Source organism: Rosenbergiella nectarea, assembly GCF_900111105.1.
Taxonomy (GTDB): Bacteria; Pseudomonadota; Gammaproteobacteria; order Enterobacterales; family Enterobacteriaceae; genus Rosenbergiella; species Rosenbergiella nectarea.
The window spans coordinates 142,166-154,367 of the sequence record NZ_FOGC01000007.1 but is presented as its reverse complement, the minus strand read 5'-3'; the positions used below and the strand labels follow the sequence as shown (position 1 = coordinate 154,367).

The 12,202-nt window shown below is 48.0% G+C and carries 10 protein-coding genes and 1 pseudogene; 8 read left to right on the top strand and 3 right to left on the bottom strand.

Features of this window, described 5'->3' with window-relative positions; translation table 11 throughout:
- Positions 1-3: 3 nt before the first annotated feature.
- Genes recO through acpS form a run of 3 tightly spaced genes read left to right on the top strand, consistent with a single transcriptional unit; the run spans position 4 to position 1,880 of the window.
- Complete coding sequence (gene recO, locus BMX14_RS10115) at positions 4-726, top strand: DNA repair protein RecO (protein WP_092676351.1); 723 nt, start codon at positions 4-6, stop codon at positions 724-726.
- 42 nt (positions 727-768) lie between these two features.
- On the top strand, positions 769-1,500 hold the full coding sequence (pdxJ, locus tag BMX14_RS10110) for a pyridoxine 5'-phosphate synthase (protein WP_092676348.1): 732 nt from the start codon (positions 769-771) through the stop codon (positions 1,498-1,500).
- Positions 1,500-1,880, top strand: coding sequence for a holo-ACP synthase (gene acpS / locus BMX14_RS10105; RefSeq protein WP_092676346.1), 381 nt, complete (start codon positions 1,500-1,502; stop codon positions 1,878-1,880). The genes pdxJ and acpS overlap by 1 nt, the downstream gene beginning before the upstream one ends.
- Here the strand turns inward: acpS and BMX14_RS16920 are convergent.
- Positions 1,877-2,017 (bottom strand): annotated as a pseudogene (locus tag BMX14_RS16920) (ferredoxin); the annotation flags it as partial. The gene acpS and the pseudogene BMX14_RS16920 overlap by 4 nt on opposite strands.
- A gap of 167 nt (positions 2,018-2,184) precedes the next feature.
- Between BMX14_RS16920 and BMX14_RS10100 the strand changes: the two are divergent.
- Positions 2,185-2,616 (top strand): type IV secretion protein Rhs, encoded by a 432-nt coding sequence (locus tag BMX14_RS10100; protein ID WP_092676343.1) that lies wholly within the window; start codon positions 2,185-2,187, stop codon positions 2,614-2,616.
- 625 nt (positions 2,617-3,241) lie between these two features.
- On the opposite strand, the gene BMX14_RS10095 is transcribed toward BMX14_RS10100, so the two are convergent.
- Positions 3,242-3,502, bottom strand: a complete 261-nt coding sequence (locus tag BMX14_RS10095) for a YfhL family 4Fe-4S dicluster ferredoxin (RefSeq protein ID WP_092676341.1) — start codon at positions 3,500-3,502, stop codon at positions 3,242-3,244.
- Positions 3,503-4,129: 627 nt separating this feature from the next.
- Here BMX14_RS10095 and BMX14_RS10090 point away from each other — a divergent pair.
- Both BMX14_RS10090 and tadA read left to right on the top strand, forming a co-directional pair.
- Positions 4,130-5,026 (top strand): TIGR01777 family oxidoreductase, encoded by an 897-nt coding sequence (locus tag BMX14_RS10090; RefSeq protein WP_092676339.1) that lies wholly within the window; start codon positions 4,130-4,132, stop codon positions 5,024-5,026.
- A gap of 196 nt (positions 5,027-5,222) precedes the next feature.
- A complete protein-coding gene (gene tadA / locus BMX14_RS10085; RefSeq protein WP_268993455.1) occupies positions 5,223-5,732 on the top strand; it encodes a tRNA adenosine(34) deaminase TadA in 510 nt (169 codons plus the stop codon).
- Here the strand turns inward: tadA and mltF are convergent.
- Positions 5,729-7,180: a membrane-bound lytic murein transglycosylase MltF gene (gene mltF / locus BMX14_RS10080; protein WP_092676336.1), complete on the bottom strand. Its 1,452-nt coding sequence runs from the start codon at positions 7,178-7,180 to the stop codon at positions 5,729-5,731. The genes tadA and mltF overlap by 4 nt on opposite strands.
- Before the next feature lie 270 nt (positions 7,181-7,450).
- Here mltF and purL point away from each other — a divergent pair, with 270 nt between their 5' ends.
- Both purL and glnB read left to right on the top strand, forming a co-directional pair.
- Entirely contained in the window at positions 7,451-11,341 is a 3,891-nt protein-coding gene (gene purL / locus BMX14_RS10075; RefSeq protein ID WP_092676334.1) for a phosphoribosylformylglycinamidine synthase, read from the top strand.
- Between the two features lie 315 nt (positions 11,342-11,656).
- Entirely contained in the window at positions 11,657-11,995 is a 339-nt protein-coding gene (glnB, locus tag BMX14_RS10070; RefSeq protein WP_048912462.1) for a nitrogen regulatory protein P-II, read from the top strand.
- Positions 11,996-12,202 lie beyond the last annotated feature (207 nt).

The window sequence follows — 12,202 nt, the reverse complement described above, 5'->3', positions numbered from 1 at the left end:
TTGATGGAGGGCTGGCAGCGCGTTTTCGTTTTGCATGCTCGCCCTTACAGCGAAACGAGCTTACTACTCGACATTTTCAGTGAAAGCGATGGACGCGTCACTGTTCTGGCGAAAGGGGCTCGTTCACGCCGTTCCAACCTTAAAGGTGCGTTACAGCCTTTCACACCTCTACTGATGCGGTGGGGCGGTAAAGGTGAAGTCAAAACGTTGCGTAGCGCTGAACCTGTCTCCATGGGGCTGCCGCTGAGCGGGACTTATCTTTACTGTGGACTTTATGTCAATGAACTGTTGATGAGAGTCCTCGGCCAAGAAATTGGTTACTCAGCGCTCTTCTTCGACTATCTCCATTGTTTGCAATCGCTTGCCGCGCTCGATAGCTCTCCTGAGCCGGTATTACGACGTTTCGAATTTGCGCTATTGACGCATCTGGGTTACGGCGTGGATTTCTTACATTGCGCCGGTAGCGGCGAAGAAGTCAGTGATGAGATGACCTATAACTACCGGCAAGAGCGCGGCTTTATTGCAAGTGTGATGCCGACCGCGCATACCTTCACCGGTCGTCAGTTACGTGCATTTTATCAGCGCGAATTTCCAGAAATTGATACACTGCGGGCGGCAAAACGTTTTACGCGTATGGCGCTGAAGCCCTATTTAGGTGGGCGTCCTTTAAAAAGTCAAGCACTCTTCCGGCAGTTCCAGCTTCCCGTTAATAAACCGGAGGAGTGATTACATTGTCCCTTTTTTTCGCGATTATCTATGAGGTTTAGCATGGCGGAAGTTTATTTAGGCGTAAATATTGACCATATTGCTACCGTGCGTAACGCTCGGGGTACCCACTATCCGGATCCCGTTCAGGCCGCTTTTGTAGCAGAACAAGCGGGTGCTGATGGCATTACCGTGCACTTACGCGAAGATCGTCGCCATATTACTGACCGAGATATTGCCTTACTGCGACAAACCATTCAGACCCGTATGAATCTGGAAATGGCGGTCACCGAAGAGATGATTAGTATTGCTTGTCAGACACGCCCGCATTTCTGCTGCCTCGTGCCAGAGAAACGCGAGGAAGTGACGACTGAAGGCGGCTTAGACGTTGCGGGTCAACAAGCGAAAATGAATGAAGCGGTGGCGCGTTTGCAGCAAGCGAATATTGTGGTGTCGCTCTTTATCGATCCCGACTTTCGGCAGATTGATGCGGCGGTGACTACTAAAGCGCCTTTTATCGAGATTCATACTGGTGCTTACGCGGAAGCGCAAGATCCTCAAGAAGTCGAAAAAGAGCTAGAACGCATTAGCACAGCAGTGAGTTACGCGGCGTCGAAAGGGTTAAGAGTGAATGCTGGCCACGGCCTGACTTACCACAACGTTCAAGCTATTGCCGCCTTACCTGAGATTTACGAGCTTAATATTGGACACGCGATCATCGGCCGAGCGCTATTTAGTGGACTGGCGGATGCCGTGCGCGAGATGAAACAGTGTATACAGGATGCACGACGTTAATGGCTATCGTGGGGCTGGGGACGGATATTGTCGAGATCTCGCGCATTGAACAGGTGATAGAACGTTCAGGTGACCGGTTAGCAAAACGTGTGTTAACGGACAGCGAATGGCGACAGTATCAGCAACACCATCAACCCGTGCGGTTTTTAGCGAAGCGTTTCGCGGTGAAAGAAGCCGCTGCCAAAGCCTTTGGGACTGGCATCCGCAATGGATTGGCCTTTAATCAATTCGAAGTGTTTAATAACTCTCTCGGTAAGCCTTGTTTACGATTACTTGGGCAAGCACAGGTGCTTGCTGAGCAGCTGGGGATCCAGCATCATCACGTAACGCTCGCCGATGAGCGTCGCTATGCTTGTGCAACGGTGATCTTCGAGAGTTAACCCTTAACATCAGGATAAAGCTGAACGAATTTTTCCCATAATTGCTCGGATGTCTCCTGCCACACAGTATCTTTAACAATAGTATGCGTGATAGGGCAGGCACTCTGGCAGGTCGGCGCGTCATAGTGTCCGATGCAAATTCGTTTATATATTGCTCAGTCGGCGCAGTAATGACCTCCCTTAACCCCCCCAACTTCGATGGAACAGAATCCTACGAGATATAATTATTCATTGCGAATAAACTAATTTCCATAATGATTTTTCAGTATTAAAGTAAACATTAAGAAATGTAAAAGGATTTCCTATGCTTCTTAGAGGTGGTTTACGATTATTAACGCTAGGCGAAATTCGTTTAGCAATTGAATTATTTAGTCACAGCATCCAATATGCTCGGGTTTGGATTCACCATGGAAGTTATCTGCCCTTTGGAATGCAAGGGAATAATACGGCGATGACGCCGAATGGTGAAATCTGGTTTGAAACGAATATTTACCGTGATGATTATAGTTTTTCTTCAATCGATTATCAGCATCTCTTTATGCATGAAATGATGCATGTACGGCAATATCAGCATGGAATGAATGTACGGGTACGGGGATTATTGTCCTGGGCTGAAAATTATCACTATGATCTGAAAAATACCCATTTATCCGCATACGCAATGGAGCAACAGGCTTCGATAGTAACCGATTATTGGTTGCTGATGAAATATGGTTTTGAAAGAATAGCAGTTTAATTATTACTATTATAATTCGACTCGGACAAAAAAAGAATTACTCGAACATTATCAAAGTATCTTGCAAGGATTCCCCGGGTGAGAAAAAATATCTACCTTCCATTTTATTGCTGTCTCTAGCGGGATGTGCAGGGGATAAATTAGCCTTTAATCTCAGGGGAGAGGCTACTGTTAATCAGGATCGGATTTGCATTGCGTCTTCTATAGGGGATAGTTTGGACTATTACTCACTCACTCACTCACTCACTCACTTCTTCTAAAGAAAATCACCAAGTTTCTCTATCGGGGGAAGATAATGCAAGCAAGAAATATCCCGACACCTGTATTCCGTTTTTATTGCGTGAAAATAGTCATTATGAATTGATTTACGAGATGAAGGGTAAAAAGTATCGATTCGAATTTATCACCGATGCACACAGTAACGTAACAAAGACTTACGCTAAGTGATAAAATTATACCTCTATTGGAACAGAAAAGTGAATCGTTCAGCCGCTATAAAGTAGATGATAGATACAACAAATCGGCTTCCCAATTTAGGATTAACGAGAGGGGAAGTAATACAACAGAACGAAATGTTGACACGCGATGCTCGCCGCTATACCAGTGCAACGGTGATCTTCGAGAGTTAACCCTTAACATTAGGATAAAGCTGAACGAATTTTTCCCATAATTGCTCGGGTGTCTCCTGCCACGCAGTATCTTTAATAACAGTATGCGTGATAGGGCAGACACTCTGGCAGGTCGGCGCGTCATAGTGTCCGATGCATTCGGTACAACGGGTCGGGTCGATTTCATAGATTTCTGTACCGAGCGCGATGGCCTGATTGGGACATTCTGGCTCGCACATATCACAATTGATGCAGCGGTCGGTGATCAGTAATGCCATGTTTTTTCCTCACGTCTATTCTTTAGCGGATAACCAAATATTACCCAATAGGTCTGTTCCCACTCGTCATCACTCTTTAAAATTTAGTGAATATAGGACGGGTTTTTATAAATTTTATCATAATAAAAGTAATTTTTTTTGATGTAATCCTATATGTTGTCCACAATTAGGACTCATGATATTACTTATCTCGTGATTTTTTCGAAAGAAAATTTAGAACGTATAGACTATTTTCTCAAATTGTTATTTTTTTTCGAATAATTTTTATTAGTGAATTTCAGCTTTGTACGTAATCATGGATTTAAGGGGCTACAAATAAAAAGAATAAAAATGGATGATTATTGGTGCAAAGATCTTGTCGATTATGAGGGAAATCGGTAGAGGTTAAAAATTACCGCTGCTTGTCGTCTATAGCTTTAATACGATAATCGGTTATCACGTTGTGGTTAGCCTGTTCGAAAAAAAGATAATTAAATAGCCTCGTCCAATTCGGGCTAAGTCCGGTCATTTCCGACCCTATAATCTATCGAGCCAACAGCATCAAAGTCCGCACTCTTCAACTAACATAGACTATGCTGAATAGCAGAATAAAGAACTCAATAACGGTAAACGACGGAGAGGCAGGCCATGAAAATTCTGATTACTGGTGCGACTGGATTGATAGGGCAACGTCTCTCGCAGACATTGTTAAGTCAATCTCATCATATCACTGCTTTGACCCGTTCCCCTGAGCGGGCAGCCAAGCTTTTGGGTCCCAACGTAGAGCTGTGGAGTTCACTCGCAGGTTTGTCATCATTAGACGGTTTCGAGGCAGTGATTAATCTTGCTGGGGAGCCTATTGCAGATAAGCGCTGGACGACCTCTCAAAAACAAATTCTCTGTGAGAGCCGTTGGCAATTAACGGAAAAAATCGCAGAGTTAATTAAAGCCAGTACCTATCCGCCATCAGTATTGATTTCGGGATCGGCGGTAGGCTATTACGGTGATCAAGGGCAGGCGTTAGTCACCGAAGAAAGCTCTCCACACCAAGAGTTTACCTGTCAACTCTGTTCGCGCTGGGAGACATTGGCGCTAGCGGCGCAAAGCGAAAAAACGCGGGTATGTTTGCTACGTACCGGTGTCGTCCTGTCGAGTGAGGGTGGGGCGCTCGCGAAAATGGTGATGCCGTTTCGTGCTTGTGTAGGGGGGCCTTTTGGTGATGGTCAGCAATACATGCCGTGGATACATATTGAGGATATGCTCAATGCGATTCAATTCCTTCTGAACCAGCCTTCGTTAAAGGGGCCTTTCAATATGGTGGCACCGACGCCAGTACGTAATGAACAATTCAGCATTCAGCTGGCTAAGGTGTTACATCGTCCGTGCTTTATGCGTGTGCCTGCCGCTCTAGTTCGCTGTCTGATGGGCGAGTCTGCGGTATTGGTCTTAGGCGGGCAGCAGGCTGTTCCTCAGCGACTTATTGATGCGGGCTATCAGTTTCGCTATAGCACATTACAACCTGCTCTCACGGAAGTAGTAAAGTAATAGAATACCGATGAAACAATCGCTGAATGGGGCGGAGTGCTACCCCCCGATTGACGTCACTATGAGTAAGCCTAGGGGTGTTAATTTGTCCGGTTGAGAATTAACTCCCTGTTATCACCCTTAATAATCTCCCCCTAAAATAGTAAGCAATGCGTATAATACCTCGTTAATTACTGCTTTGAGGATCCCTACTGTGGTGAATACTACTCCCCCTAACGATGACGAGAAATGGATGCGCCATGCGATACAACTCGCTCAACGCGCTTACACATTGGGTGAAGTCCCCGTCGGTGCGGTATTGGTCCATCAAGATCAGGTCATCGGCGAAGGATGGAATCTGCCAATCAACGACCACGACCCGACCGCACATGCGGAAATTATGGCAATCCGTCAAGGTGGACAGACATTAGAAAATTATCGTCTGCTCGAGACGACGCTCTATGTCACTTTAGAACCTTGTGTGATGTGCGCAGGGGCTATGATTCATGGACGTATTGGTCGTATCGTCTATGGAGCAAGTGATGCGAAAACAGGCGCAGCGGGATCGTTGATCGACATATTACGCCATCCAGGGATGAACCATCAGCCGATCATCAGTGGAGGAGTGTTGGCAGAAGAGTGTGGCACGTTGCTCAGTGATTTTTTTAGGCAACGGCGGGCCGAAAAAAAAGCCGCGCGCCTTGCGGCGCGGGCTCAAGAGAGTTAATTCATCACTAATTGTGGTTCCACCGGGGTGGTGGTAATACCACTAGGTGTATGAGGCGGGTCAAGAGGTAGTTGTTCCATCTCTTGTAAATAGCCCACTAAACTCAAATTGTATTTACGTACTTTTTCAACATAGTCGTAAGCTTCTTGCCCACGTGCATAGCCGTAAGTGGTTTGCGAGTAGTAGCGTTTTTTGCTAAGTAACGGCAAGCGTACTTTTACATCGCTCCAGCTATTCGGATCGGCCCCTTGATTAACCGTCAATTGCCGCGCATCCATCAGATGGGCTAAGCCGATATTATAAGCGGCTAGCGCAAACCATACGCGCTCATCTTTTGGAATATCAGACGGTAATCGCTGGATTAGTCGCTGTAGATATTCGCTACCCCCTCGAATACTCTCTTCGGTATCGAGGCGATTGCTCACGTCCAAGCTACTCGCTGTGGTCTTGGTTAGCATCATGATCCCTCGCACCCCAGTTGGGGACGTTGCGTGAGGATCCCAATGCGACTCCTGCCAAGCCATCGCGGCTAACAACTGCCAATCAAAGTTCTGGGCATATTTCTCGAAAACCGGCTTGAGGGTCGGTAATCGTCTATCTACGGCTTGCAAGAAACTCCGTGTATCGACGTAGTCGAAATTTCCTGAATGCCCTAAATATTTTTCTTCTAAACGCGCTAATGTCCCTTGCTCGTTCAGTTCACTGAAAAAATCCAACATGGCGGCATGCAGACTGTCACTCTTATTGCCTGCGATATACCAATTTACCGGCCGTTCTTGCGTCACGGTAAAGGCGACAGCAAGTTTAGGGTAAATTCGTTGCATCATTTCTACCGTCGCTGAGTCCGCGATGGTGTAATCAATTTTACCTTCTACTACCTCACGTAAAATTTGCTGAGGGCCAAGATGCCTTTCGGTTACCCAGTTCAGCTGGGGATAGCGATTGGCCTTTTCCGCCTCAAGTATACTTGCGGAAGTTGACCCATCAAGAATACTCAAGGTCCCCTGTAAGTCATTTAAGCTCTTCGGCCGTGGTTTATCGACGCGATAAACCAGTTGCTGCGAGGTGCTGTAATAAGCTGGTCCTGCGACATATTCCTGTGCGCGTTGTTCATCCCAGTTCAAGCCAGCGGCTAACAGGTCTGAATGTTGCTCAGAGAGGTCGTTGAACAAACTCTTGATAGTGGGACGAACCGTGACTTCTAACTTAACGCCTAAGTAATCGGCAAAGCGCTTAGCGAGTTCGTAGTCCATTCCCTGCGATTGATCTTTAACCTGTTGGTAGGTCAGCGCCGAATTTAGGGTGCTGATACGCAACACTCCGCGCGATTGGATCTGCGCTAGAGAATCTTGTTTCCCAGTGTGCCAAGGTATTGCTGGCCATAAAGCTGATGCTAATAGTAAGGTGACAAGACCGATAAAGAAATAATTAAATTTTAAGTATTTCAAATAGTTATCTCTCGGTTCTGCTCGCGCTTCTCTTGGTAATAGAGAGTGAATCTTATGATTTCTTAGCGCAAGACGGAGTGTATTCTGAGCAATTTAACGCCAGAGAGCAACTTTTTAAGCAATAAATGTTCATCAAATCGGAGGAGGACTTATGCGAGAAATTCCGCGCAAACGGTTTCGTAATTCGACGAGATTCATTATACTAGCGCCGTTTTCCCACTGTAGCGCCAGTGTATGTCAGCCAGACATACCGACGACGAGAGATGATTAATGATGGAAATTTTGCGTGGTTCGCCTGCCCTGTCTGCCTTTCGAATTAACAAGCTAGTCACCACCTTTCAAGAACTTAAGTTGCCTATCCGTTCACTCTATGCCGAATATGTGCACTTTGCTGAGGTGACGCAACCGTTAACTGATGAGCAAACAACGCGATTAGAAAAATTATTACGCTATGGCCCTTCATTGGCCGAGCATACGCCGCACGGGCAACTCCTGTTAGTCACCCCACGTCCAGGCACCATCTCTCCATGGTCATCGAAAGCTACTGACATTGCTCATAACTGTGAACTACCGATAGTGAAGCGCTTAGAACGTGGATTAGCTTTCTATCTCGATGCTCCTGAGTTAAATAAAACCCAGTTTGAGCAGGTCGCAGCCTTACTTCACGATCGGATGATGGAAACCGTCTTTACCGATCTTGCTGACGCAGCACAGCTTTTTACTCAACATACGCCACACCCACTGATGACCATTGATATTCAACAAGGTGGTCGCCAAGCGCTATCCGAGGCGAATGTTCGTCTTGGTCTCGCGTTAGCGGAAGATGAAATTGATTATCTACTCGACGCCTTCACACAGCTGGGAAGAAACCCAAACGATGTTGAACTGTATATGTTCGCTCAAGCTAACTCTGAGCACTGTCGCCACAAGATTTTTAATGCGGATTGGGTTATTGATGGCGTAGCGCAACCCAAGTCGCTGTTTAAAATGATCAAAAACACTTTCGAAACCACGCCAGAGCATGTGCTTTCCGCCTATAAAGATAATGCGGCGGTGATGGAGGGTTCCGTAGCGGGGCGTTTCTACGCAGAAGCCGAAACGGGGCAGTACGATTTTCATCAACAACCTATTCATATTTTAATGAAGGTTGAGACACACAACCACCCAACGGCGATCTCCCCATGGCCGGGGGCAGCAACCGGCTCGGGTGGCGAAATCCGCGACGAAGGGGCAACCGGACGTGGGGCGAAACCTAAGGCGGGTCTTACCGGGTTTTCGGTATCGAACCTACGTATTCCCGGTTTCGAGCAGCCTTGGGAAGAGGATTTTGGTAAACCGGAACGTATTGTTACCGCGTTAGATATTATGCTAGACGGCCCGTTAGGCGGTGCTGCGTTTAACAATGAATTCGGTCGACCGGCACTTAACGGTTACTTCCGGACCTATGAAGAGAAGGTCAGCAGCCATAATGGTGATGAGATCCGTGGCTACCATAAACCTATTATGTTGGCAGGCGGTATCGGTAATATCCGTGATGACCATGTGCAAAAGGGTGAAATCACCGTTGGTGCAAAACTGATTGTCCTCGGCGGCCCATCCATGAATATCGGTCTGGGCGGCGGGGCGGCTTCATCGATGGATTCCGGCCAATCTGATGCGGACCTCGATTTTGCCTCAGTGCAGCGTGACAACCCTGAAATGGAGCGTCGTTGCCAAGAAGTTATCGACCGCTGCTGGCAGCGTGGTGAACAGAACCCTATTCTGTTTATCCATGACGTCGGAGCAGGAGGGTTATCCAATGCTATGCCAGAGCTGGTTTCGGACGGTGGACGCGGTGGACGCTTCGATCTTCGTAAAATTCTGAATGATGAACCCGGTATGACGCCGTTAGAGATCTGGTGTAATGAATCTCAAGAGCGTTATGTCTTAGCGATCGATACCGATAAATTAGCGGAGTTTGATGCGATTTGTCGGCGCGAACGTGCACCGTACGCAGTCATCGGTGAAGCGACCGAGCAACAGCACCTCACGCTTGAGGACCCGCACTTTGCTAACCAACCTATCGATATGCCATTGGATGTGTTGTTGGGTAAAACCCCGAAAATGACCCGTGACGTGCGCCGTCAGCAGGCGAAGGGCGATACCTTTAGCGCCCAAGATATTGATATAGCCGAAGCCGTTAAACGAGTCCTTCACCTACCCGCAGTAGCAGAAAAAACCTTCCTGATCACCATTGGTGACCGGACGGTGACAGGAATGGTGGCTCGCGACCAGATGGTGGGACCGTGGCAGATCCCTGTTGCGAACTGCGCGGTGACCACTAGCAGCTTAGATAGTTATACCGGTGAGGCGTTTGCTATGGGTGAGCGCGCACCGGTGGCGTTACTTGACTATGCTGCCTCGGCACGTTTAGCCGTAGGCGAAGCGTTAACCAACTTAGCCGCCACCGCGATTGGCGATTTAAAGCAAATCAAGCTCTCCGCAAACTGGATGGCCGCAGCGGGTCACCCAGGTGAGGATGCCGGCTTATATGATGCGGTAAAAGCGGTTGGTGAAGAGCTTTGCCCAGCACTGGGCTTAACTATCCCAGTGGGTAAAGACTCCATGTCGATGAAAACGCGCTGGCAGGAGCAGGGGGAAGACCGTGAGGTGATCTCTCCGATGTCGTTAACGATCACAGCCTTTGCGCGCGTCGATGATGTGCGTTTGACCGTTACGCCAGAATTAAAAGCTGATCGCGACAACCTGCTGTTACTGGTTGATCTCGGTCAGGGGCAGCAAGCCCTTGGCGCGACAGCGCTGGCACAAGTCTATCGTAAGCTGGGACAACACCCTGCCGATGTCCGCGATACCGAGAAACTGCGTGGTTTCTTCAACGCCATTCAGCAATTAGTCAGTGAGCGGAAACTACTGGCCTATCACGACCGTTCCGACGGCGGACTGTTGGTGACGCTTGCAGAGATGGCCTTTGCGGGCCATTGTGCCATCGATGCGGATATTAGTGGGCTGGGATCTGAACCGGTTGCCACATTGTTTAATGAAGAGCTGGGTGCAGTGATACAAATTGCTCGGGACGATCTCCATGCCGTTGAAGCGGTGTTCGCGGAGCATGGGGTGGATCAAGAACTGAGTGTGATCGGCTCAGCTTGTCCAGGTAATCACTTTACGCTGGTTGCCGAGGGGCAAACGGTCTATTCAGAACAACGTTCACAACTGCGTGAATGGTGGGCGGAAACGACCTGGCAAATGCAACGTCTGCGTGATAACCCAGCCTGTGCAGATGAAGAACATCAGGCAAAATTGGCAGAGCGCGATCCTGGACTGAATGTCTCGCTTAGCTTCGACCCAAGCGACGACATCGCGGCACCAATGATTGCTACTGGTGCTCGACCGGTGCTAGCGGTGCTGCGTGAGCAAGGCGTTAACTCACATGTAGAAATGGCTGCCGCTTTCCACCGTGCAGGGTTTGATACGCGTGACGTACATATGAGTGATTTGCTAGCAGGACGCACGACCCTTGACGGATTCCATATGCTCGCGGCGTGTGGTGGCTTCTCCTATGGGGATGTGCTTGGGGCGGGTGAGGGCTGGGCGAAGTCTATTCTGTTCAACCCTCGCGTGCGTGATACCTTTGCGGAATTCTTTAACCGTGACCAAACCCTAGCGCTTGGCGTATGTAATGGTTGTCAGATGGTATCTAATCTACGTGAAATTATCCCGGGCAGTGAATTGTGGCCTCGTTTCGTCCGCAACCAGTCTGAGCGCTTTGAAGCGCGTTTCAGTTTGGTCGAAGTGGTCGATAGTCCTTCACTCGTGTTAGAGGGGATGGTCGGTTCACGGATGCCAATTGCGGTTTCCCATGGCGAAGGTTTTGTGGAAGTTCGTGATAGCGATCATTTGCAGCAGCTTGAAAACAGCAAACTCGCCGCGTTACGCTTTGTGAACCACCATGGCCAAGTGACCGAACAATATCCGGCTAACCCGAATGGCTCGCCGAACGGTATTACGGCGGTGACGAATACCTCAGGGCGTGTCACCATTATGATGCCGCACCCAGAACGTGTCTTCCGGACTGTCAGCAACTCATGGCATCCAGAGAATTGGGGTGAGGATAGCCCATGGATGCGTCTGTTTAGAAATGCACGTAAACAATTAGGTTAAGTTGATTCTGGAAAACTCCTAAAGCGTTGTGGGGCTATTCGCCCTGCAAGGCTTTGTTGTTATGATTCGCTGAATTCATTTACTGTTATGATGACCTTGTGCTTCATAAATAAAAATGATGCCTTTAAGGTGCCTTCTGTCCTAGAGTTGATAACGTGTTATCTGATCTGGACATCACATTAGTGGGGCACCTTATTCTCTTGTCCAGTGACTTCCCAGAGCAATTCAGCAATAATACTCGTCTCTTACCCGCATAACGCATTCACCCTGTGAAGTGCTCTTGTGTGGCGACGCAACGGATAATAAGGTTTTGTCATGAAGAAAATAGAAGCGATCATTAAACCGTTCAAATTGGATGATGTCCGTGAATCTCTTGCCGAAGTCGGGATCACTGGCATGACCGTCACTGAGGTTAAAGGTTTTGGACGCCAGAAGGGGCATACGGAACTGTACCGTGGCGCTGAGTATATGGTCGACTTTCTACCGAAAGTAAAAATTGAAATCGTGATTGCCGATGATATGGTGGATACTTGCTTAGAGACCATCATGAAGACCGCGCAAACGGGTAAAATCGGTGACGGTAAAATCTTTGTGGTGGATGTGGCGCGAGTGGTACGGATCCGTACCGGTGAAGAAGACGAAGACGCTATTTAATCCTGACAACTCGCTTAGCAGTGCGATTAAGCATAATTAATTTTTGTCCGTGCTGCTTTGCTTTATCCCCCTAACATTTCTAGGCATAATCTGCATCCATTGATGCTTATCGCCATCCTTTTTATGCTTTCATGCTTTGAAATTCTACCCATTATATCACCGCTACACGGCGTACCTGGCTGCAATATAATCGCCTAGAGTGAAAAG

Coding starts and splice junctions, on each gene's coding strand:
- purL (WP_092676334.1), top strand. CDS start 7,451: ATGATGGAAATTTTGCGTGGTTCGCCTGCCCTGTCTGCCTTTCGAATT.
- recO (WP_092676351.1), top strand. CDS start 4: ATGGAGGGCTGGCAGCGCGTTTTCGTTTTGCATGCTCGCCCTTACAGC.
- BMX14_RS10090 (WP_092676339.1), top strand. CDS start 4,130: ATGAAAATTCTGATTACTGGTGCGACTGGATTGATAGGGCAACGTCTC.
- glnB (WP_048912462.1), top strand. CDS start 11,657: ATGAAGAAAATAGAAGCGATCATTAAACCGTTCAAATTGGATGATGTC.
- BMX14_RS10100 (WP_092676343.1), top strand. CDS start 2,185: ATGCTTCTTAGAGGTGGTTTACGATTATTAACGCTAGGCGAAATTCGT.
- BMX14_RS10095 (WP_092676341.1), bottom strand. CDS start 3,502: ATGGCATTACTGATCACCGACCGCTGCATCAATTGTGATATGTGCGAG.
- acpS (WP_092676346.1), top strand. CDS start 1,500: ATGGCTATCGTGGGGCTGGGGACGGATATTGTCGAGATCTCGCGCATT.
- pdxJ (WP_092676348.1), top strand. CDS start 769: ATGGCGGAAGTTTATTTAGGCGTAAATATTGACCATATTGCTACCGTG.